The sequence below is a fragment of the Thalassobius vesicularis genome, assembly GCF_004799325.1.
Lineage (GTDB): Bacteria > Pseudomonadota > Alphaproteobacteria > Rhodobacterales > Rhodobacteraceae > Thalassobius > Thalassobius vesicularis.
Map to the genome: position 1 here is coordinate 175,104 of NZ_SSMD01000001.1, position 21,075 is coordinate 196,178.

Below are 21,075 nucleotides of genomic sequence, written 5' to 3' on the forward strand. Positions count from 1 at the left end.
GGGCGAAGTGTTACGCGCGGCCGTAGGCCTCTGCAATGGCGACCTGCAGCGCATCTGCGGGCTCTCGCCCACCCCAGACCACCAGTTGGAAGGCGGGGTAGTAGCGTTCGCAGCTCAGCACGGCAGCGCGGATCATCGTGTCCACCTGATCGGGCGTGGCGATCTGACCGCCCGCCAGAACCAGACCGTAGCGATAGACCATCAGCTTTGGTTCTTCCCAGAAGGTGAAGGCCCCGGCCCAGCACTGATCGTTGGTTTCGTTCAGCGCGTGGTACAGCGCGGGCAGGCGATCTTCGGGGGGTTCCATCTCGAAGGTGCAGATCAGCCGCAGGGTTTCGTCGTAATCCGACCATGCCAAGGTGATCGAGTAGGTGCGCCACTGTCCTTCAACGGCCATCGCGATCTGATCGTCTGCGATGCGGTCGAATTCCCATTCGTGATGCTCGGCGATATGCTCGACCAGGTCGATGGGATGAAGGTCTTCTTGCAGAAACTGCTCGGACAATGCCATGGCGCCACCTCTTTTTTGCTGGTTAGCGTAACGGGTTTTTGACGCCCCTAACGCTAGGTGTCTGCTCTAAAGGAAGGGGAGGTTTCCGCCTTCCTTACCATATATGGTGCCTGCGCGATCGTTGTTCTGTAAAGCTAAATTTTGGGGATAACCGCAATAAGTTGTGGACGAATTGCGTTTGACCACCGAATAATGAGTAAAAAGGATGCAATAAAAACAGGCACCCGACGGATGCGGATGCCTGTGGAAAAAGTCAGCCTGTCTGACGCTCTATTTCGCGCGTTGCAGCATCCCGAACAGGTCGCGCGGGTCGTCCGGATCGGCCAGCATGTCCAGCGGTTCCGCGAAATCCGTGCCCTCGACCTTGGCGTGGACATAGCGCAGGGCCGAGAAATCCTCGATCGCAAAACCCACGCTGTCGAACAGGGTGATCTGGCGCGGATCGGTACGGCCCGGGGCCTCTCCGCGCATGACGCGCCACAGTTCGGTGACCGGATGGTCAGGGTCCAGCGCCTGAATCTCGCCCTCGATCCGGGTCTGTTCGGGGTATTCCACGAAGATATCCGCGCGCCGCAGGATGTCGCTGTGCAGTTCCGTCTTGCCGGGGCAGTCGCCGCCGATGGCGTTGATATGCACGCCCGCGCCGACCATGTTGTCGGTCAGCACCGTCGCGTATTGCTTGTCCGCCGTGCAGGTGGTGATGATCTGCGCGCCCTCGATCGCGTCATGCCCGCTGGCACAGACGACCACGTCAAAGCCCACGGCCTGCAAATTGGTGCGGGCCTTCTCCATCGCGCGCGCATCAATATCCCACAGCCGCAGCCGGTTGATCCCGCAGATCGCCCGGAACGCCAGCGCCTGGAATTCGCACTGCGCGCCGCAGCCGATCATTGCCATGACCTGCGCACCTTTGGGTGCCAGATACCGCCCCACCAGCGCCGAGGTCGCCGCCGTCCGCAGCGCCGTCAGCACGGTCATTTCCGTCAGCAGGATCGGATAGCCATTCGCGACCGAGGACAGCACACCGAACGCCGTCACCGTCTGATAGCCGCGCCGCATGTTCGCCGGGTGGCCGTTGACGTATTTGAAGCCATAGTTTTCCGCGTCGGCGGTCGGCATCAGCTCGATCACGCCCTCGCGCGAATGGCTGGCGACGCGCGGCGTTTTGTCGAACTCGGGCCAGCGTTTGAAATCGGCCTCGATATAGGTGGCCAGCTCGGTCAGGAATTGCTCTGCCCCGACATGATGCACCAGCCGCATCATGTTCTGGACGGAAACGAAGGGCACAAAGGCCAAGTGTGACGGTTCCAGCATCATGCGGCAAAGCTCCGGGTCATGCGGTCCAGAACGCGGCGGCCCATGAGCGAGGCCGTCAGATCGCACAGCAGCGACGCCGTGCGCCCGCGTTCATCCAGAAAGGGGTTCAACTCCACCAAATCCAGCGAGGTGACGAGGCCGCTGTCGCACAGCTCCTCCATGATCAGATGCGCCTCGCGGAAGGTGGCGCCGCCGGGCACGGTGGTGCCGACGGCGGGGGCGATGCCGGGGTCCAGGAAATCCACGTCGAAACTGACATGCAGCAGCCCGTTCGCCTTGGCCACGCGGGCCAGGAACGCGCGCAGCGGGGCCAGCACGCCGGTTTCGTCAATCGCGCGCATGTCGTGCACCTCGATGCCGGTGTCCGTGATGCGCGCCTGTTCCGCCGGATCGACCGAGCGAATGCCCATCATGCACACGTTCTCCGGATCGACGGCATGGGTCAGGGTCGGATAGGCGTCAAACCCCTCGGCCCCGGTAAAATACGCCACTGGCGTGCCGTGCAGATTGCCGCTGGTGGTCGAGTGCAGCGAGTGCAGGTCAGGGTGCGCGTCCAGCCACAGCACGAACTGCGGGCGGCCCAGATCGGCCGCATGACGCGCCACGCCCGCCACGGTGCCCGCCGCCATCGAGTGATCGCCGCCCATGAAGATCGGCAGATCGTGATCGCGCGCGGCGGCATGTGCGGCGGGGGTCAGCGCCTCGATCCAGGCACGGGCCTCGGCCAGGTGATGCAGCGCGGGATTGGCATGGGGCAGCGGCGCGACCGTCGGGATGCCCAGATCGCCCAGATCGCTGACCTGCCAGCCCAGTTCGCCCAGCACCCGCGCCAGTCCGGCGGTGCGCAGGCTGGCCGGGCCCATGATGCAGCCGGGTTGCGAAGCCCCCGTTTCAATCGGAGCCCCCAGAAGGGCACAGGTCTTGGTCATTGGCGCGTTCCTTTCGTTTCAAACAGGATCGCACGGGGCCTTGTCATATTGGCCTATTATTTTGCGCAAATTCGCGGCTATACTTGCCATATTGCGCAATGAAATGGACAAAACGACATGCCCACCCCACTCACCCCTGCCGACCGCGCCCTGATCTCGGCCCTGCGCCAGAACGCCCGCCTGTCGGTGACCGAGCTGGCCGCCAAGGCGGGCGTGTCGCGCACCACCGCGAAAAACCGGCTGGCATCGCTGGTCGAGGAAGGGCGCATCCGCCGCTTCACCATTGAAACCGATGTCGATGTCGAAGGAGAGGTCCGCGCGATCTCGATGGTGGAACTACAGGGGTCGATGTCGCGCGCCGTCATCCGCACGCTGACCCGCATCCCCGAGGTGTCCACCGTCTATTCCACCAACGGCGCGTGGGATCTGGTCGTCGAGATTCGTGCCGACAGCCTTGTCAGTTTCGACAATGTGCTGCGGCAAATCCGGGAAATCCCCGGCGTGGTGAACTCGGAAAGTTGCCTGTTGCTCAGCCACGTCTCGGGCTAAGCGCCCCGCCCTTGCGCCGGACGGGGCCACATCGCCTTACTTGGCGGATTTTTCCAGCGCGTCCAGACGGGCCTTCAGGGCCTCGTTCTCTTCGCGGGCTTTCTGCGCCATCAGGCGCACGGCGTCGAATTCTTCACGCGTGACGAAATCGCGGTCGGCCAGCCAGCGGTCCATCAGGCTTTTCATCGCGGTTTCCGCTTCGGTCTTGGCGCCCTGCGCCACGCCCATCGCGTTGGTCATCAATTGGGACATGTCGTCCAGAAATTTGTTCCGGGTCTGCATCTTGCGTCTCCACCGTTACGAGTTGCCCCCTATATGGGCTGTGATGGCTCCGGCCACAAGGTTGACTTTCCCACATGGCCAGAGGCACACAGACGCATGATCTACGCCATCCCCTTTCCGCCGCTGACGCCCGAGATTTTCTCGATCTCCCTGTTCGGGATCGAGTTCGCCCTGCGTTGGTACGCGCTGGCTTATATCGCGGGCATCCTGATCGGCTGGCGCATCGTTCTGGCCGCCGTCCGCCGCCCCGCCCTGTGGCGCGATCAGCCCCCCATGACCGACCGGCAGGTCGAGGATCTGCTGACCTGGATGATCCTTGGCATCATCCTTGGCGGGCGGCTGGGCTTCGTGCTGTTCTACCGCCCCGGCTATTACCTGACCCACCCCGCCGACATCCTGCGCATATGGGAGGGCGGCATGTCCTTCCACGGCGGTTTCCTTGGGGTCGTGATCGCCGCGCTGATCTTTACCGCCCGCAACCGCATCCCGCGCCTGTCCACCGGCGATCTGCTGGCGCTGGCCGTGCCGACCGGGCTGATGCTGGGCCGCATCGCCAACTTCATCAACGCGGAACTCTGGGGCCGTCCCACCGACCTGCCCTGGGGCGTGATCTTCCCCGGTGCCTCGGCCCAGACCTGCGAGGGCATCCTCGGCCTTTGCGCCCGCCACCCCTCGCAACTCTACGAGGCGGCGTTGGAGGGGTTGATCCTTGGCACCCTGCTGCTTTGGCTGGCCTTCCGCCGCGGCGCGCTGAAACGTCCCGGCCTGATCATGGGCACCTTCCTGACCGGCTACGGCCTTGCCCGCGTCATCGTGGAACATTTCCGCCAAGCTGACGACCAGTTCATCAGCGTCGACAACCCGCTGGGCCATGTCGTCCGCTTGGGCGACTGGGGCCTCAGCATGGGCCAGCTTCTGTCCCTGCCGATGGTGCTGATCGGCATCGGCTTCATCCTCTACGCCCGGCGCCGCGCATGAGCATGACCGACCACCTCATCGCCCGCATCCGCCGCACCGGCCCGCTGTCCGTGGCCGAATACATGGCCGAATGCCTGCTGCACCCCACGCTGGGCTATTACACCACGCGCGACCCGCTGGGCGCCTCGGGCGACTTCACCACCGCGCCGGAAATCAGCCAGATGTTCGGCGAATTGCTGGGCCTGTCACTGGCGCAAAGCTGGCTGGACCAAGGCGCACCGACGCCGTTTCTCCTGGCCGAGGCCGGCCCCGGCCGTGGCACCCTGATGGCCGACATCCTGCGCGCCACCCGCGCGGTTCCCGGCTTTCATGCCGCCATGCGCCTGCACCTGATCGAGGCATCGCCCACCCTGCGCGCCGAACAGGCCAGCCGCCTGACACAATACGCTCCCGTATGGCACGACACCCTTGCCAACCTGCCCGACGGCCCGACCTACTTTGTGGCCAACGAATTCTTCGACGCCCTGCCGATCCGCCAGTTCATCCGCTCCGGCGATAACTGGGCCGAGCGGCGCGTTACCGAAACCGACGGCACCCTGTCCTTTGCGCTGACCGCGCCCACCCCCGTGGCCGATCTGGACCACCGGCTAGCAGACACCGAAGACGGCAACCTGGTCGAGCTCTGCGCCCCCGCCGCCGCCATCGCCGCCGATCTGGGCACCCGCATCGCAACGCATGGCGGCGTGGCGCTGATCGTGGATTACGGCGACTGGCGCAGTCTGGGTGACACGCTGCAAGCCCTGCGCGCCCACCAGCACACCGACCCGCTGACCGACCCCGGACAGGCCGACCTGACCGCCCATGTCGACTTCGAGGCGCTGGCCCTCGCCGCCGCCCCCGCCCGTTTCACCCGCCTGTGCACGCAAGGCGTGTTCCTCGAACGGCTGGGCATCACCCAGCGCGCGCAGGCCCTGGCCCAGCGCCTGACCGGCCCCGCATTGGACGACCTGATCGCCGCACATCGCCGCTTGACGCACCCGGCCGAAATGGGGACGTTGTTCAAAGTGATCGGCCTCTATCCCGACGGACAAACCCCACCCCCCGGACTGGAACCATGACGCTTGAATTCCTGACATCGGACCTTCTGCGCGACACACAGCACGGGTTTTTCACCCGCAAGGGCGGTGCCTCGTCCGGCATTTTTTCCGGCCTGAACTGCGGCTTCGGCTCGTCCGATCAACGCGAGATCGTCTCGATCAACCGCACCCGCGTCGCCGGTGCGATGGATGTACCGCCCGAGGCGCTGGTGACCATTCACCAGACCCATTCCCCCGATGTCGTCGTCGTCACCCAGCCCGGCCCGCAATCCGGCCCCGCCGACGCGATGGTCAGCGCCACGCCCGGCATCGCCCTTGGCATCCTGACCGCCGATTGCCAGCCCGTTCTGTTTGCTGACGACTCCGCCGGGGTGATCGGCGCAGCCCATGCCGGCTGGCGCGGCGCGCTGGATGGCGTGCTCGAATCGACGCTGGACGCGATGGAGAGCCTCGGCGCCACCCGCGCCAACATCAGCGCCGTGATCGGCCCCACCATCAGCCAGCGCGCCTACGAAGTCGGGCCCGAATTCCTGGCCGCCTTTCTGGCCGAAGCCCCCGACAACGCCCGCTTCTTTGCCAAGGGTCAGGGCGACCGCATGATGTTCGACCTGCCCTCGTACGGGTTGCACCGCCTGCGCACTGCCGGGATCGGTCAGGCCGAATGGATCGGCCATTGCACCTATCACGACCCGGATCGCTTCTTCTCCTACCGCCGCACCACCCACGCGGGCGAGGCGGATTACGGACGCCTGATCTCTGTCATCCGACTCTGAGGCAGCCTGCCACAATAGTTCCCCATTCTGCGAACGCCATCGCCCAAACAATGCCTCATTGCGCGGTCAGATTGTTTCCAAGACAGACTTACCGGCAGGAGCACAGAATGGCCCGCAAGCAGAAACGCTGGATGAAATCCATCATCGAGACCTCGAAATCCGAGATGCCCGCGATGCCCTGGGCGCGCAAGCGCCCGGCTGTGAAGCCCGCCACCCCTCAGCCCGCGAAACGCGCCAGCTGATCCGATTTCCATGCGCCCAAGACTGTGATCAGGCCGCCCCCCGGGGCGGCCCTTTTTTCGCCGAATCGCAATGTGGCAGCAATGTGGCCGACTGTTCCGGCCAGACGAAACAATCCCGGCAACGGGCAGGCATTTCCCGGCGGCGCGGGACACAATAGATTGAAATCTTTGACAATACCCGCCGCAACCGGGCATTATTTCCGAACTAACAGATGGAAACTGTCCTTCTGTCGTTGTCGGTGGGGGCCGACGCGGATGCGACGAACCAGGAATGGTGCGTACATGAATAAGTTTGCCCCCGTGTTCGACACGGTTGCCCGTCCCTCGACCTTGGCCCGCCACGGTGGCGTTTCGGCGCGTCGGCCCGGCGTGACCCGGCGCTATGACATCGCCTATCTGGACGGTGACTCGCCCGCGTTCCGGCAGGTCATCGCGCCCTCCCTTCCTGCGTTCGAGGCAGCCTTCTCGGCCTTTGGCCGTGGCCTGCTGCTCAGCACTCCGAACGGCCCCTGCGCCATCGAGGATCTGCAACCCGGTATGCAGGTCGAGACGGTCGAGCACGGTTTCCAGACCGTGCAGTGGATCGGCTCGATGCAGATCATTCCCAACGTGCCGGCCGATCGGCCTGAACTCTCTCGATTGGTCCGGATCATGGCGGACCGCTTCGGGATCGGCCGGCCCGTTGTGGACACCATCCTTGGGCCGGGCGCCCGCGTTCTGCGCGGTCAGGGCCCGGATGCGGCCTATGTGCCGGTGCAGGATCTGGTCGATGGCGACGGTGTGTTCCAGCTGACCCCGCCGTCCCCGACCCGCGTGTTCCACGTCGTCCTGCCGCAGCATGCCACCATCGTGACCAGCGGCCTGCCGACCGAATCCTTCCACCCCGGCCCCCACCGCGCCGAGCTACTGGGCCCCGAGATGCTGCGCCTGTTCCTGTCGCTGTTCCCGCACCTGATCAACCTGTCGGGATTCGGCCCAATGGCGCATCGCCGCACGGATGACGCGCAGTTGCTTCAGTCCCACATTTACTAAGATCGGCCTCAGGCCAGGCGGTTCAGCCGCTCTTCCAGAACGTCGAACGGAACGCCCGGTTCGTCCTTGGCGCAGCGGATCACCAGCGAGGTTTTCACGCTCGCCACGTTTTCCGCGGCCGTCAGCTGGCCGGTCAGGAACGACTGGAACGTGCTCAGGTCCGGCGCGACGCATTTCAGGATGAAATCCACCTCGCCGTTCAGCATGTGGCATTCGCGGACCAGCGGCCAGTCGCGGCAGCGTTGCTCGAACTTGGACAGGTCCGACTCGGCCTGGCTTTGCAGCCCGACCATCGCAAAGACCTGCACCTCAAAGCCCAATTCACGCGAATCAACCTTGGCGTGATAGCCCTGGATAAAGCCCGCCTCCTCCAGCGTACGCACGCGGCGCAGGCAGGGCGGCGCGGAAATGCCCACGCGTTTGGCCAGCTCGACGTTGGTCATACGACCATCCGCCTGCAGTTCGGCCAGAATTTTACGATCAATGGGATCCAGACGCGAGGTGGGCATAACTATCCTCCTATGAGGCGGTTTCTTATAACACCCGCATTCTACACGCAATATTATTTCGTCACCCGGCAACATCGTTGCAAAACGTTTACGTGATATGCCTGTTTTCCAACCCCGGCCCATCCCATTGCAGGGGGTTTTACACCGCGCCCCGCCGGATTATATGCGTTAGCGACACATCAAGATCGAAAAGGGAAAGCCATGGCCGACACGCGACACACCAAGGTTCTGATCATCGGCTCCGGTCCGGCGGGCTACACGGCTGGCGTTTATGCCGCGCGCGCCATGCTGTCCCCGATCCTGGTGCAGGGGATTGAACCCGGCGGCCAGCTGACCACCACGACCGAGGTCGAAAACTACCCCGGCTTCGTCGAGATTCAGGGCCCCGACCTGATGATCAAGATGCAAGAGCACGCCACCGAAATGGGGTGCGAGATCATCGGCGACATCATCACCTCGCTCGACACCTCCAAGCGCCCGTTCACGGCGACCAGCGACTCGGGCACCGTCTATACCGCCGACGCGGTCATTCTAGCCACCGGCGCCCGCGCCAAGTGGCTGGGCCTGCCGTCCGAGGACGCCTACAAGGGCTTCGGCGTTTCCGCCTGCGCCACCTGTGACGGCTTCTTTTATCGCGGGCAGGAAATCGTTGTGATCGGTGGCGGCAACACCGCCGTCGAAGAGGCGCTCTTCCTGACCAACTTCGCCAGCAAGGTCACCCTGATCCACCGCCGCGACGAGCTGCGCGCCGAAAAGATCCTGATCGACCGCCTGATGAAGAACCCCAAGATCGAGCCGCTGTGGTTCCACACCCTTGACGAAGTCGTGGGCGAGGATAACCCCAAGGGCGTCTCGGCTGTGCGCGTCAAGCATGTCGAAACCGGCGAGATTTCCGAGATCCCCTGCAAGGGCGTTTTCGTTGCGATCGGCCACGCCCCCGCGAACGAGTTGGTCAAGGACGTGCTGGAAATGCACGACGGCGGCTATGTCACCGTCAAGCCCGGCTCGACCGAGACCTCGATCCCCGGCATCTTCGCCGCGGGTGACCTGACCGACCACAAGTACCGTCAGGCCATCACCTCGGCCGGGATGGGCTGCATGGCCGCGCTGGACGCGGAACGCTGGCTCGCCGGACAAGAGTAATCCGACCCATCCGTTTCGAAAGCCCGGCCAATGTGCCGGGCTTTTTCGCGTTTTGGGGATTTGGGTGGCAGAATTTCCCTTTCTCTGCGGAAAACCGGCCTGCGACAAAGTTTGTTCTTTCTTGAACGCAGATTTCCTGTATGTGTTCACCAGTGAACACACCTTGAGTCGAAGGCCATGTCGCCCAATCCCATGACCAAATCGGATGTTGCGGAAGAAGACCTGCTCTTCCGTCTCCTGCGCCAGCTTGATCAGGCGCCGGAGGCTTCGCAGCGCTCGACGGCTCAGGCGCTGGGGATTTCCCTCGGACGGCTGAACACGCAGCTGCGCGCTGCGGCAGAGGCCGGGTTCATCAAGATCACCGAACGTGCCGGACCCGACAAACGTCAACGTTTCGCCTATGCGCTGACCGCGCGCGGCGCGACGGAAAAAATCCGGCTCACCGATCGGTTCCTGACGCGCAAGCTGGCGGAATACGATCACCTCCACGCAGAACTCACCGGCACGTCCAGCGGCCTAATTACCTTGAAAACTAGGGCTAAATTCATGCAAAACAACCTTACACCGATCCCCGAACTCTATGTCTCCGCCGACTCGGCGCAGAAGCTGAAGACGGAAGCGGCCGATCTGGTCAGCTGGGATCTGACCCCGCGCCAGATCTGTGACCTGGAGCTGCTGATGAACGGCGGCTTCTACCCGCTGAAGGGCTTCCTGGGCGAAAACGACTACAACTCGGTCGTCGAAAACATGCGCCTCGAAGATGGCAGCCTGTGGCCGATGCCGATCACCCTGGACGTTGGCACCGACTTTGCCGACAAGCTGGAAATCGGTCAGGACATCGCCCTGCGCGATCAGGAAGGCGTGATCCTTGCGACCATGACCGTGACCGACCGTTGGGAAGCCGACAAATCGAACGAAGCTGAAAAGGTCTTCGGCGCCGATGACCTGGCCCACCCCGCCGTCAACTACCTGCACAACACCGCTGGCCGCATCTATCTGGGTGGCCCGATCACCGGCATCCAGCAGCCCGTGCACTACGATTTCAAGGCCCGCCGCGACACCCCGAACGAGCTGCGCGCCTACTTCCGCAAGCTGGGCTGGCGCAAGGTCGTCGCCTTCCAGACCCGCAACCCGCTGCACCGCGCCCACCAAGAGCTGACCTTCCGCGCCGCGCGCGAAGCTCAGGCCAACCTGCTGATCCACCCCGTCGTCGGCATGACCAAGCCCGGTGACGTCGACCACTTCACCCGCGTGCGCTGCTACGAGGCCGTCCTGGACAAGTACCCGGCCGCCACCACCACCATGTCGCTGCTGAACCTGGCCATGCGTATGGCTGGCCCGCGCGAAGCGGTCTGGCACGGCCTGATCCGTAAAAACCACGGCTGCACTCACTTCATCGTTGGCCGCGACCACGCCGGACCGGGCAAGAACAGCCAGGGTCAGGACTTCTACGGCCCCTACGACGCGCAGGAGCTGTTCAAGAAGCACGAAGAAGAAATCGGCCTGGAAATGGTCGACTTCAAGCACATGGTCTACGTGCAAGAGAAGGCGCAGTACTTCCCCGTTTCCGAGGTCCCCGAGGGCGATACTGTCCTGGACATCTCGGGCACCGAACTGCGTCGCCGCCTGCGTGAAGGCCTGGAGATCCCCGAGTGGTTCTCGTTCCCCGAAGTCGTGCAGGAACTGCGCCGCACCTCGCCGCCGCGCTCCAAGCAAGGCTTCACCGTGTTCTTCACCGGTCTGTCGGGTTCCGGCAAATCGACCATCGCCAACGCTCTGATGGTCAAGCTGATGGAGATGGGCGGCCGCCCCGTGACCCTGCTGGACGGCGATGTTGTGCGTAAGCACCTGTCGTCGGAACTGGGCTTCTCGAAAGAGCACCGCGACATCAACATCAAGCGGATCGGCTACGTCGCCTCCGAGATCACCAAGAATGGTGGTATCGCGATCTGTGCGCCCATCGCGCCCTACACCGCGACCCGCCGCGCCGTGCGCGAGATGGTCGAAACCTACGGCGCCTTCGTCGAAGTGCACGTCGCCACCTCGCTGGAAGAGTGCGAAGCGCGCGACCGCAAGGGCCTGTACAAGCTGGCCCGCGAAGGCAAGATCAAGGAGTTCACCGGGATTTCCGATCCCTATGAATCCCCGACCGCTGCCGAGCTGGTCGTCGAAACCGAGAACGTCGAGGTCGATCACTGCGCCCATCAGGTCCTGCTGAAGCTGGAATCGATGGGTCTGATCTCGGGCGGCTGGGGCTAAGTCCCTCGCCTTCGGAACAATCGGGCGCGCCCTTCGCGGGGCGCGCCTTTTTCATGGTCAGTGCTGAAAATAGTCATTCCATCCCTCCTGTGGCCGGGGCGCAGGGACAGGGATAGAACGGTTGCCTTAACAACAGCCTAATGGGGACGGATGTGCCGCCAAAACGGGCGTACGAAAACCGGCGAAATTCTTACGATTCTCGCGGTTAACGGATCGTTACCTCAGTGCACCGCGACCGGCGCCAGGTCGTGCTGACGGGCCAGCAGGAAGGCCAGTTTGCGGTCATTGACCAGCGCCAGACGCTCGCCCTCGACGTTGCAGACGGCATAAAGCGTCGATTTTCCCTGTGCCTGTTCGCGCAGTTCCACCGGCAGGTCGGCCACCTTGACCGAGCGGACATAGACGATCCGGTTCTGGTCGTCGGTGCCGAAATCGTATTTCGTATCCATGACTTAACCCCTTTTGATCTTGATGCTCTGCACCACCGTCTCGGGCTGGACGCGGTTCAGGTCGACGTGCAGCAGGCCGTTTTCCATCACGGCCTCGCCCACCTCGACCCCGTCCGCCAGCACGAAACTGCGCTGGAACTGTCGCGCCGCGATGCCCCGGTGCAGGAACACCCGGCCTTCCAACTCTTCGCGTTGCCGACCCCGGATCACCAGTTGCCGATCCTCAAGCGTGATCGCCAGTTCATCCTCGGCAAAACCGGCCACGGCCAGCGTAATTCTGTAAGAGTTTTCAGAGGTTTGTTCGATATTGAAGGGCGGATACCCCTCGTTGCCGGACTTCGCGTTACGCTCCAGCAGGCGTTCCAGCTGGTCAAAACCCAGCAGATACGGGTGCGACCCCAAGGTAAGTTTCGTCATCGGCACGTCCTTACGGCTAAGCGACAGTCCAAATACGCAGGCCCCGTTGCGGCGACCTACCCTTGAAATATGGGGGCGCAATGGAAAGGGCGCAAGGGCTTTGCGAAAAGGTTGGTTTTCAGTATGTTACAGCAGCAGAGAACAACAAGAATCACAGCCATGAACGCCCAAAGCGACATTTCGATGAAAACCGAAGACGTGCTGCGGGTAGAGCTGGAGGTTTTCCGCCGCGAACACCGCGATCTGGACGAGGCGATCATCGCCATGGTCGAACGCGGCACCGCCGATCAGCTGACGATCCAGCGCCTGAAAAAGAAAAAGCTGCGGCTAAAGGACATGATCGCCCTGATCGAGGATCGCCTGACCCCGGACATCATTGCGTAACGCGCCGCCTTGGCTATAGTGCGCGCTCCTGAAGGCAAAAGGGGCACGGAATGACGGACGTGAAAGTAGGCATCATCATGGGCAGCCAATCGGACTGGCCCACCATGAAAGAAGCCGCTGATATCCTTGATGAATTGGGCATCGCCTACGAGGCCAAGATCGTGTCGGCCCACCGCACGCCCGACCGTCTGTGGACCTATGGCAAGACCGCCGTGGACCGCGGCCTGCACGTCATCATCGCCGGTGCCGGCGGGGCCGCGCATTTGCCGGGCATGATGGCCTCGAAAACCCGCGTGCCGGTGATCGGCGTGCCGGTCCAGACCAAGGCCCTGTCGGGCGTCGACAGCCTCTATTCCATCCTGCAAATGCCGCGCGGTTTTCCCGTTGCCACGATGGCCATCGGCGGCGCTGGTGCCAAGAACGCAGGGCTGATGGCCGCCGCGATCCTGGCCAACACCGACCCCGAAATCGCCGCCCGTCTGGATGCCTGGCGCGACGCGCTCTCCGCCTCGATCCCCGAGGAGCCTTCGGATGACTGACACCCTCCCCACCGGCGCGACCATCGGCATTCTGGGCGGCGGTCAGCTGGGCCGCATGCTCTCGGTCGCGGCTTCGCGTTTGGGCTTCAAGACCCACATCTATGAACCCGGCGCCAACCCGCCCGCCGCCGACGTCGCCCATGCCGTGACCACCGCCCCGTACGAGGACGAAGCCGCCCTGCGCGCCTTTGCCGAAACCGTGGATGTAATCACCTATGAGTTTGAAAACATTCCTACTTCGGCGCTCGACATCCTGGAATCCTTGCGCCCGATCCGCCCCAATCGCCGCGCACTTGCCGTCAGTCAGGACCGCCTGACCGAGAAGGCATTCCTCACCGATCTGGGCCTGAAAACCGCCGCCTTCGCCGCCGTGGACGACGCCGTCGATCTGGCCGAAGCCATCGCCGAAATCGGCACGCCCGCCATCCTGAAAACCCGCCGCTTCGGCTATGACGGCAAGGGCCAGTCCCGCCTGAAATCGCCCGAGGACGCCGGGAAAGCCCTCGCCGACATGGCTGGCGCGCCCTCGATCCTCGAAGGCTTCGTGAACTTCACGCACGAGGTTTCGGTCATCGGCACCCGCAGCATCGACGGCCAGGTTGCCTGCTTTGATCCCGGCGAAAACGTCCACCGCGACGGCATCCTGCACACCACGACCGTGCCCGCGAACCTGACTGCCAGCCAGAAAATGGACGCCGTCCTGCTGACCGCGAAAATCCTGAACGCGCTGAAATACGTTGGCACGATGGGGGTCGAGCTGTTCGTCACCCCGCAGGGTCTGATCGTCAACGAAATCGCCCCGCGCGTGCACAATTCCGGCCACTGGACCCAGAACGGCTGCGCCATCGACCAGTTCGAGCAGCACATCCGCGCGGTCGCCGGCTGGCCTCTGGGCGATGGCAAACGTCATTCCGACGTGGTGATGGAAAACCTGATCGGCGCCGACATGGACCGCGTGCCCGACATCGCCAAGGAACCCAACGCCGCACTGCACCTCTATGGCAAGGCCGAAACGAAGCCCGGTCGCAAGATGGGCCACGTCAACCGCATCACGCCATAACCCCTTCTTTCTGATCAGAAATACTCCCCGCGGAGCGTCCGCACTCTCCGCGGGCGCTCACGCCAGAAAGCGTGCGGCGACCTCTCCGGCCAGATGGGTGACCCGCCCGCCCGCAATCGTCGCCCCGACCCGGCCTGCCGCATCCAGCACCACCAGATCGGCCCGCTTGCCCGGCATCAATTCGCCGCGATCCGCCAGCCCCAACACCCGCGCCGGCCCCGAGGACACCAGATCCCAGCGATCCAGCGCCAGTGCCGCCAAACGTGGCGCGGGGTAATGGTAATCCGAGGCCAGCGCGTCCCCGATCCCGCCCATCACCAGTTCTGCCGCGCTGACATTCCCGGAATGCGAGCCGCCGCGCACCACGTTCGGCGCCCCCAACACAACCGGGTCACCCGCCGCGCGGGCCGCTTCGGCCGCCTCGCGGGTCTCGGGGAATTCCGACAGCGCGACACCCATCGCACGCCATTCCGCTCGCGCCACGGCCGTGCGATCATCATGGCTGCCGATCAGCACCCCCTGCGCGCGCAACCGGTCCGCCAACCCTGTTAGCGCCGCTGGCACCTCTGGCGCACGCGCGTGAAGGTCCTGCAGCATGGCCAGATGCGCCTCGGGCGAGCGGCCGCTTTTCAGCGCCTGCCCGGTCAGTCGAGGCGGGCGCTTGCCCTTGGCCAGCGCCTCGTGCGGCAGGTGGTCGTTGAACACCACGAAACCGACGCCATACCGCGCGACGGCATCTTCGAAGCGGCTGAAATCATTCAGCAAATGGGTTTCCAGCCGCAACTGAACCCACAAATCGGTGCCCAGACCCGCATACCCTTCCAGCGCATCCAGAAAGCGCAGCGCAAATTCCGGGGCCCGCATCCCGCCTTCCCAGCTCCAGAACTGGGCCAGTGTAGCCGTGGTGATGCCATTGGCGGCCAGTTCCGCCTCGGTCGCAACCAGACCTGCAGTCAGGTCTTTCATCGCACCGCGACGCGGGGCCAGATGCCGTTCGAACCCATCGCCGTGGATGTCGACAATACCGGGCAGCACCTTGAAGCCGGATAAATCCACCCGGCGCGGGGCGCTCTGATCGGACAAGACCGCGCCATCCACGGTAATCTCATCCTGCGCCCAGCCGTCAGGACGCAGGATCGTGGCGTTTGTCAGCGTCAGATGCATCGGTGGGCCTGCTTTTGGGATCGGCCCGTTTTCCGCGATTTCGGCGCTGAACGCAATGCCGGCCTAAAGCCGCGAATAGGCGGGGGGATAGACCAGTTCGGCCTCGATCCCGGCGGTTTCGATCCGGATCGGGTACATCAACGTGTTTTCCAGCGAAAACGGAGTCTCCAACCGCTCGGCCGCCGTGCGCGTGAACCCGAAGCGCTGGTAATACCGCGCGTGGCCCAGCACCGTCACGGCCGACGCATCCTGTTGGCGCGCCGCCTCGACCGCCGCGCGCACAAGGTCGCTGCCGATGCCTGCGCCTTGTTTCTCGGGGCGGACGGCGACGGTGGCCAGGATAAACCAGCGGTCAGGATACAGGTGGCGGGCCATGCAGATATGCCCGTCCGGGCCATCGTCGCTGTCCCAGACATACTCTGCCGCGACATCCCCGTTCTCTCTCAGCGCCTCAACCAGGCACGCTTCGTAGCTGCGCGCGTAGCAATTGCCGATCAGCGTGGCCACCTGGTAACGATCTGCCGGCTGGTATGTCCGGATCATCGGAAACATCTCTTGTTCAATCAGCCGCTTAGGTCGACCTTGCCCAAGCGTAGGCCCCACTGCCTGTCAGGCTCAAGCAGCGCCGCGACGTTGGACGCCGCTTTGCCGCACAAGCAGGGAGCGCTTTGCCTGTTTCTTGTGCAAGTTCGCTCAGGCCAAGCCGTTGGACCGCGCCGCCTGCGCCACTTTTTGGGCAATCGCCGCATGCATGAGCGGATTCGGCAGATCGCGCGCGGCAAACGCCTCCATCGGGGCAAAGACCATGCCTGCCGTGCGGTCGTCAGAGCCGTCATTGGAAAGCGGCGCCTCGACCACCTGCACACAGCGTTTCTGGATGGGTTGCAGCAGGCGGTCGTTCAACAGCGGGTCCGCCCGCGTTTGCGGCATCCACAGCACCAGCGTCGGTCGGTCAATCCGCCGGATCAGGGTGACCATCGAGGTCAACCAAGCCCGCCGACACTCTGCCGCGACCTTCTCATAATTGCGCCGAGACCCGCGTTTCAACTGACCCAGCAGATGGCCCACGAAATGGAACTGCGTGAAGTCCAGCGACGGGTAAAGCTGCCGCAATGCAGCGGTCGCACGGATGAACCTGTCGTTCCGACGCGGATGAACTGAGTAAAATCCGTTCGAAACAAACTGCGGCCCCATCGCCTGCAGCACCACGTATTCCGCCTTTCGCGCGATCTCCAGCACGGCGGGGTCGCTGCGGAACGTCTCGACCCCGGCGTTGGTGACCCCAAGGTTGACGCTGGTCAGCCCGATCATGTCCTCGACCAGCGCGGGAAAGGGGCGCGCCACGAACTTCCCGTAAGTCTCTGTGCTGCCGATAAAAACCGCGTACGGCTGCGTCAGGGAACGTTCCGGACCCCGAAAATGCAGCCGCTGCTGGCCGTAATTGCATACCAAATAGTCCAGGGCACCGGCCCCGTTATGTTCATAGGTCATCTCACCCACCATGTTTTCACCCAAGGGCAAGAGTCGCTGACAGACCTTGATAATTCGCTAAACGGCAAATTTGAGTAACAATTGCCGGTTACGCTGCACTTGCAGCATGTCGGCGGTCGTGAAACAGTCCGCCCGAACCGCAGAAGGAACATCCCATGGAAATCAAATCAGTTGGCGTGATCGGCGCGGGCCAGATGGGCAATGGTATTGCTCATGTGATGGCCACGGCGGGGTTCGATGTCTTGCTGAATGATATCAGTCAGGACGCATTGGACCGCGCGATCGCCACCATCGACCGCAACCTGGAACGCCAGGTGCATCGCGGCCAGCTGAGCGAAGCGGACAAGGCAGACGCCCTGTCGCGGATCCGTCCCACCACCGCGCTGGCGGAGCTGGGCCAGCTGGATCTGGTCATCGAATCCGCCACCGAGAAAGAGGCCGTCAAAAGCGGCATCTTTGAATCCCTGCAGCCGCACCTGGCGCCGCACACCATCCTGGCGACGAACACCTCCTCGATCTCGATCACCCGCCTGGCCAGCCGCACCGACCGCCCCGAACGTTTCATGGGTCTGCACTTCATGAACCCGGTCCCGGTGATGAAACTGGTCGAGCTGATCCGCGGCATCGCCACCGATCAAAAGACCTATGACCTGTGTCTGGCGATCGTGCACAAACTGGGCAAAACCGCCGCCTCGTCCGAGGACTTCCCGGCCTTCATCGTGAACCGCGTTCTGGTGCCGATGATCAACGAGGCCTGCTATGTCCTGTACGAAGGCGTGGGTGACGTTGCCTCGATCGACAGCGCGATGAAGCTGGGCGCCAACCACCCGATGGGTCCACTGGAGCTGGCGGATTTCATCGGTCTGGATACCTGCCTGTCGATCATGCAGGTGCTGTATGACGGCCTGTCGGACACCAAGTACCGCCCCTGCCCGCTGCTGGTGAAGTACGTCGAGGCCGGCTGGCTGGGCCGCAAATCCAAGCGCGGGTTCTACGACTACAACGGCGACGAGCCGGTTCCCACCCGCTAAGATCGGCGGCGCCCGGGCTTACCGGGCGTCCTGCCCCAAGGCCAGCGTGTGCTCGCGCAGCCACGCCATGAAGCCGCGCGGATCCTTGGCCAACCGCTCCATCTGTGCGTCGGTCAGGGGATGGCCCACAACGGGTTTCTGCGGCTTGTTGCAGCTATGCACGATCTCATGCAGCAGCAGGCTTTGCCGCAGGATTGGGGAAATCCGGTTCGCGATCTGATACCAGCGCGAGTTCGACCCCGGGAAAAAGATCGGCACCACCTTGGCCCCCGAACGGCGGATCATCTGGGCGGTAAACACGTTCCACTCCGCCTCCTCTGCCGGGCCGAACCAGGTTTTCGACGACATCACCACGCCCGACGGAAAGACCGAGATCAGCCCGCCGCGTTTCAGCTCGTCCATCGCGGCGGAGCGCATTTCCACGAACTTGCGCTGCGCGTCTTCCTCGTGCGGGAACGGCACCGGGATCAGGTACGAGGACGCCACCTCGTCAATTCCGGTCAGCAGGGCGCGGGTCAGGATCTTGTAATCGTCGCGCCGACGACCGACCAGATCGGCCAGGATCATGCCATCGGTCAGCCCGTGCGGATGGTTGGCCACGACGACAACCGGCCCGTCCAGCGGGATGCGGTCGATCTGGTCCTGCGGGGTTTGCAGCGAGATGCCCATCACGTCCAGCGCCGCGCGCCAGAACGCCTGACCAGTCGGGGCGCCCTGCTTTTCGAACCTGCGGACCATCCGCAGGATCGTCAGCTTGCCGCTCATCCATTCGATCGTCTTGATGACCGTCGCGGTCAGCTTGTTATCGAACGTGCTGGCATAGGTCAGGCTGCGCCTGTCATAGGTCGTCGGCTCTGCCTGGGGGTGCGAGTCGGTCACGGAACTGTCTTTCACTGAAGCAGACCCATCCTTGTTGCGCCTGCTGGCGCTTACATCTCTTCCCCGAAACGGTCGGCCACCAAGGCCTCCAACGCGTCGGCCAAGGCCGCAGCGTCCGGCCCCGAGGTCCGCACGTCGATCGAGGTTCCCTTGGACGCTGCCAGCATCAGCAGGCCCATGATACTGTCGCCCGAGGCCGACATGCCGTCGCGCGACACCTCGGCGCGAGCGTCGAAGCCTTCCACCACCTCGACCAGCTTGGCCGAGGCGCGGGCATGAAGGCCCTTCACGTTGATGATCTGCAAGGTGCGCGTGATGCTGTCGGTCATGGTATCAGTCTTTGGAAATGTTTTGGCTGTCTATGTACTTGCGTCCCGCCTCGGTCGCGGCGCGCACGGCGTCGGCCACGTCCAGATGGCGGCTTTTGGCCAGTTTGATGAGCATGGGCAGGTTCGCCCCATAGATGATGCGGCGCCCGCCCGGCTGACAGGCCAGCAGCGCCAGGTTCGACGGAGAGCCACCAAACATGTCGGTGACGACAACAACGCCCTGCCCCTGATCCACCGCGTCTGCGGCCTCGCAGATTTCGCGCTGTTTTTGGCCACGGTCGTGTTCGGATTCTATCGCGATTGCCCGGATGCCGTTCTGGGCCCCGACGACGTGCTCGACGGCAGCCAGGTATTCCCGGGCCAGCCCTCCATGCGCGACGATGACGATACCGATCACGCGTTGTCTTCCTTCATCTTGGCGATCACTGACCCAAATCCCGGCGGCTGCGGCGCAGCATTGGCCTTCCGCTCTATTTCTCGGTGCCTAGTTGACACCTGCCAACCGCGTTCCGCAAGGGCCTTCGACAGCTTTTCTGCCATTGTGACCGAGCGGTGCTGACCGCCGGTACAGCCGAACCCGATGGCAAAATGCGCCTTGCCCTCGTCCCGGTAGGCGGGCAGCAGCATTTCCGCAAGGTCCAGCACACGTTGGAAAAACCCGTCGAACCGCGCGTCCTGCGCAACATAGTCCGCCACCGCGCCCGAGCGCCCGTCAAGGCCCCGCAGGCTGGCATCCCAATAAGGGTTTCGCAGGAACCGGCAGTCCAGAACCATGTCCATGCCCCGCGGCAGGCCCCGCTTGTAGGAAAACGAGTTCACCGACACCGCCAGATGCGTGCCCTTTTCTCCCGAGAACAGTCGCTCCACCTCGGCCTTCAGGTCGTGCGGCGTCAGTTCCGAGCTGTCGATCAGGATGTCGGCGCGGGCCATGATCGGCACCAGCAGGTCGCATTCACGCTGAATCCCTTGGTCCGGGCTTTCGGCCGGAGCCATCGGGTGGCGTCTGCGCGTCTCGGAAAAGCGGCGCAGCAGCACGTCTTGCCGGCAGTCCAGATACAGCACTTCGGGCCGGATGTCGGGCATGTCGGACAGGCGGTCGATGGTCTCGATCAGTGCATTCACCGAAAAATCCCGGTTGCGCACATCCAGCCCCAGCGCCAGATCGCTGTTCAGCGGCGGCCCTTCCAGCAGGCGTGGCAACAGCGACAGCGGCAGGTTGTCGATGGCCTCATAGCCCATATCCTCCAACGTGCGGATCGCCGTACTGCGTCCGGCGCCCGACGGGCCGGTCACCAGGACGATGCGTTTGTTGGGGCGGGATGGGGTCTGCTCGGTCATTGCGTCGTGAAATCAGGCGTTTCGTCCTGCCCTGAGGTACTGGAGAATCGACGCAGCAAAATGCTGCGTCTGCGCATTGTGGACGATCGGAAGGGAAACGCCCAGACAAACCTTTTCACGCTGCGGTGGCAGTCTGTGAGGTTCCGTTTGGTCCAGATCGACCCATAGAGCCAAACGCGTGGGCCCGGCAGCGGCCGCGTTCAGAATGCCGATGCCCCGCGCCTCGATCCGCCCCTGGATCGTGTCCACCGCGTCCACCCACAGCGCCCCGTCCTGCGCCCAGATCCGGCAACCATCATCGGCCACCAGCTGTGCGCCATAGCCCATCAGTTGCAACGCCAGTCCCGATTTGCCAGACCCACTGCCCCCAGTAATGCAAACGGCGGCCCCGTTCAGGGCCACCGCAGAGGCATGCAGGATGTCGCCAGACATG

At 63.7% G+C, this 21,075-nt stretch carries 27 protein-coding genes; 12 read left to right on the top strand and 15 right to left on the bottom strand.

Annotated elements, in window-relative coordinates; genetic code table 11:
* Positions 1 to 10 precede the first annotated feature (10 nt).
* From E7681_RS00860 to rocF, 3 genes are all read right to left on the bottom strand, one after another.
* Positions 11 to 511, bottom strand: coding sequence for a type III secretion system chaperone family protein (locus tag E7681_RS00860; protein WP_136337367.1), 501 nt, complete (start codon positions 509 to 511; stop codon positions 11 to 13).
* A 270-nt stretch (positions 512 to 781) separates the two neighbouring features.
* Positions 782 to 1,828 (bottom strand): ornithine cyclodeaminase, encoded by a 1,047-nt coding sequence (locus tag E7681_RS00865; protein ID WP_136337368.1) that lies wholly within the window; start codon positions 1,826 to 1,828, stop codon positions 782 to 784.
* Positions 1,825 to 2,757 (bottom strand): arginase, encoded by a 933-nt coding sequence (gene rocF / locus E7681_RS00870; protein WP_136337369.1) that lies wholly within the window; start codon positions 2,755 to 2,757, stop codon positions 1,825 to 1,827. Before rocF ends, E7681_RS00865 begins: the two co-directional genes overlap by 4 nt.
* A gap of 117 nt (positions 2,758 to 2,874) precedes the next feature.
* On the opposite strand from rocF, the gene E7681_RS00875 reads away from it, so the two are divergent.
* Entirely contained in the window at positions 2,875 to 3,306 is a 432-nt protein-coding gene (locus E7681_RS00875) for an Lrp/AsnC family transcriptional regulator (RefSeq protein WP_136337370.1), read from the top strand.
* A 36-nt stretch (positions 3,307 to 3,342) separates the two neighbouring features.
* Here E7681_RS00875 and E7681_RS00880 read toward each other — a convergent pair whose 3' ends face one another.
* Positions 3,343 to 3,588, bottom strand: a complete 246-nt coding sequence (locus tag E7681_RS00880) for an accessory factor UbiK family protein (protein WP_136337371.1) — start codon at positions 3,586 to 3,588, stop codon at positions 3,343 to 3,345.
* A gap of 96 nt (positions 3,589 to 3,684) precedes the next feature.
* On the opposite strand from E7681_RS00880, the gene lgt reads away from it, so the two are divergent.
* From lgt to E7681_RS00900, 5 genes are all read left to right on the top strand, one after another.
* Positions 3,685 to 4,566 carry a prolipoprotein diacylglyceryl transferase gene (gene lgt / locus E7681_RS00885; protein ID WP_136337372.1) on the top strand — a complete coding sequence of 294 codons (882 nt, stop codon included), beginning with the start codon at positions 3,685 to 3,687 and terminating at the stop codon, positions 4,564 to 4,566.
* Positions 4,563 to 5,624 carry a class I SAM-dependent methyltransferase gene (locus tag E7681_RS00890; RefSeq protein WP_136337373.1) on the top strand — a complete coding sequence of 354 codons (1,062 nt, stop codon included), beginning with the start codon at positions 4,563 to 4,565 and terminating at the stop codon, positions 5,622 to 5,624. The genes lgt and E7681_RS00890 overlap by 4 nt, the downstream gene beginning before the upstream one ends.
* The gene (gene pgeF / locus E7681_RS00895) at positions 5,621 to 6,376 is read left to right on the top strand and encodes a peptidoglycan editing factor PgeF (RefSeq protein ID WP_136337374.1); all 756 of its coding nucleotides are present in this window, start codon (positions 5,621 to 5,623) and stop codon (positions 6,374 to 6,376) included. The genes E7681_RS00890 and pgeF overlap by 4 nt, the downstream gene beginning before the upstream one ends.
* Positions 6,377 to 6,483: 107 nt before the next feature.
* Entirely contained in the window at positions 6,484 to 6,618 is a 135-nt protein-coding gene (locus E7681_RS19240) for a hypothetical protein (RefSeq protein ID WP_281277639.1), read from the top strand.
* A gap of 282 nt (positions 6,619 to 6,900) precedes the next feature.
* Positions 6,901 to 7,650, top strand: a complete 750-nt coding sequence (locus E7681_RS00900) for a Hint domain-containing protein (RefSeq protein ID WP_168733126.1) — start codon at positions 6,901 to 6,903, stop codon at positions 7,648 to 7,650.
* An 8-nt stretch (positions 7,651 to 7,658) separates the two neighbouring features.
* On the opposite strand, the gene E7681_RS00905 is transcribed toward E7681_RS00900, so the two are convergent.
* On the bottom strand, positions 7,659 to 8,159 hold the full coding sequence (locus tag E7681_RS00905) for an Lrp/AsnC family transcriptional regulator (protein WP_136337376.1): 501 nt from the start codon (positions 8,157 to 8,159) through the stop codon (positions 7,659 to 7,661).
* 201 nt (positions 8,160 to 8,360) lie between these two features.
* Here E7681_RS00905 and trxB point away from each other — a divergent pair, with 201 nt between their 5' ends.
* Positions 8,361 to 9,302: a thioredoxin-disulfide reductase gene (gene trxB, locus E7681_RS00910; RefSeq protein WP_136337377.1), complete on the top strand. Its 942-nt coding sequence runs from the start codon at positions 8,361 to 8,363 to the stop codon at positions 9,300 to 9,302.
* 192 nt (positions 9,303 to 9,494) lie between these two features.
* Entirely contained in the window at positions 9,495 to 11,561 is a 2,067-nt protein-coding gene (locus tag E7681_RS00915) for a bifunctional sulfate adenylyltransferase/adenylylsulfate kinase (RefSeq protein ID WP_136337378.1), read from the top strand.
* Between the two features lie 221 nt (positions 11,562 to 11,782).
* Here the strand turns inward: E7681_RS00915 and E7681_RS00920 are convergent, their stop codons facing one another.
* The gene (locus E7681_RS00920) at positions 11,783 to 12,010 is read right to left on the bottom strand and encodes a DUF1150 family protein (RefSeq protein ID WP_136337379.1); all 228 of its coding nucleotides are present in this window, start codon (positions 12,008 to 12,010) and stop codon (positions 11,783 to 11,785) included.
* 3 nt (positions 12,011 to 12,013) lie between these two features.
* Positions 12,014 to 12,427: an Hsp20 family protein gene (locus E7681_RS00925; RefSeq protein ID WP_136337380.1), complete on the bottom strand. Its 414-nt coding sequence runs from the start codon at positions 12,425 to 12,427 to the stop codon at positions 12,014 to 12,016.
* Positions 12,428 to 12,586: 159 nt separating this feature from the next.
* On the opposite strand from E7681_RS00925, the gene E7681_RS00930 reads away from it, so the two are divergent.
* From E7681_RS00930 to E7681_RS00940, 3 genes are read left to right on the top strand one after another with little or no spacing between them, the layout of a single operon-like run.
* Positions 12,587 to 12,811 carry a YdcH family protein gene (locus E7681_RS00930; RefSeq protein ID WP_136337381.1) on the top strand — a complete coding sequence of 75 codons (225 nt, stop codon included), beginning with the start codon at positions 12,587 to 12,589 and terminating at the stop codon, positions 12,809 to 12,811.
* 50 nt (positions 12,812 to 12,861) lie between these two features.
* Positions 12,862 to 13,350 carry a 5-(carboxyamino)imidazole ribonucleotide mutase gene (gene purE / locus E7681_RS00935; RefSeq protein WP_136337382.1) on the top strand — a complete coding sequence of 163 codons (489 nt, stop codon included), beginning with the start codon at positions 12,862 to 12,864 and terminating at the stop codon, positions 13,348 to 13,350.
* Positions 13,343 to 14,410, top strand: coding sequence for a 5-(carboxyamino)imidazole ribonucleotide synthase (locus tag E7681_RS00940; protein WP_136337383.1), 1,068 nt, complete (start codon positions 13,343 to 13,345; stop codon positions 14,408 to 14,410). Before purE ends, E7681_RS00940 begins: the two co-directional genes overlap by 8 nt.
* A 57-nt stretch (positions 14,411 to 14,467) precedes the next feature.
* Here the strand turns inward: E7681_RS00940 and E7681_RS00945 are convergent, their stop codons facing one another.
* The 3 genes from E7681_RS00945 to E7681_RS00955 all read right to left on the bottom strand — a co-directional run bounded on the left by E7681_RS00945 (position 14,468) and on the right by E7681_RS00955 (position 17,077).
* The gene (locus E7681_RS00945) at positions 14,468 to 15,574 is read right to left on the bottom strand and encodes an alpha-D-ribose 1-methylphosphonate 5-triphosphate diphosphatase (RefSeq protein WP_136337384.1); all 1,107 of its coding nucleotides are present in this window, start codon (positions 15,572 to 15,574) and stop codon (positions 14,468 to 14,470) included.
* 63 nt (positions 15,575 to 15,637) lie between these two features.
* Positions 15,638 to 16,117: a GNAT family N-acetyltransferase gene (locus tag E7681_RS00950; RefSeq protein WP_168733127.1), complete on the bottom strand. Its 480-nt coding sequence runs from the start codon at positions 16,115 to 16,117 to the stop codon at positions 15,638 to 15,640.
* A 150-nt stretch (positions 16,118 to 16,267) separates the two neighbouring features.
* On the bottom strand, positions 16,268 to 17,077 hold the full coding sequence (locus tag E7681_RS00955; protein WP_342777045.1) for a DUF6473 family protein: 810 nt from the start codon (positions 17,075 to 17,077) through the stop codon (positions 16,268 to 16,270).
* Positions 17,078 to 17,220: 143 nt separating this feature from the next.
* On the opposite strand from E7681_RS00955, the gene E7681_RS00960 reads away from it, so the two are divergent.
* Positions 17,221 to 18,096, top strand: a complete 876-nt coding sequence (locus tag E7681_RS00960) for a 3-hydroxybutyryl-CoA dehydrogenase (protein WP_136337387.1) — start codon at positions 17,221 to 17,223, stop codon at positions 18,094 to 18,096.
* Positions 18,097 to 18,114: 18 nt separating this feature from the next.
* Here E7681_RS00960 and E7681_RS00965 read toward each other — a convergent pair whose 3' ends face one another.
* The 5 genes from E7681_RS00965 to E7681_RS00985 are packed head-to-tail and all read right to left on the bottom strand — an operon-like array spanning position 18,115 to position 21,074.
* Positions 18,115 to 18,975: a lysophospholipid acyltransferase family protein gene (locus E7681_RS00965; protein WP_246032375.1), complete on the bottom strand. Its 861-nt coding sequence runs from the start codon at positions 18,973 to 18,975 to the stop codon at positions 18,115 to 18,117.
* Between the two features lie 50 nt (positions 18,976 to 19,025).
* The gene (locus tag E7681_RS00970; protein ID WP_136337389.1) at positions 19,026 to 19,304 is read right to left on the bottom strand and encodes an HPr family phosphocarrier protein; all 279 of its coding nucleotides are present in this window, start codon (positions 19,302 to 19,304) and stop codon (positions 19,026 to 19,028) included.
* 4 nt (positions 19,305 to 19,308) lie between these two features.
* Positions 19,309 to 19,701 (bottom strand): PTS sugar transporter subunit IIA, encoded by a 393-nt coding sequence (locus tag E7681_RS00975; RefSeq protein ID WP_136337390.1) that lies wholly within the window; start codon positions 19,699 to 19,701, stop codon positions 19,309 to 19,311.
* Positions 19,698 to 20,642: an RNase adapter RapZ gene (rapZ, locus tag E7681_RS00980; protein ID WP_136337391.1), complete on the bottom strand. Its 945-nt coding sequence runs from the start codon at positions 20,640 to 20,642 to the stop codon at positions 19,698 to 19,700. The genes E7681_RS00975 and rapZ overlap by 4 nt, the downstream gene beginning before the upstream one ends.
* Before the next feature lie 12 nt (positions 20,643 to 20,654).
* Entirely contained in the window at positions 20,655 to 21,074 is a 420-nt protein-coding gene (locus E7681_RS00985; RefSeq protein ID WP_136337392.1) for an HPr kinase/phosphorylase, read from the bottom strand.
* Between the last annotated feature and the right edge of the window lies 1 nt (position 21,075).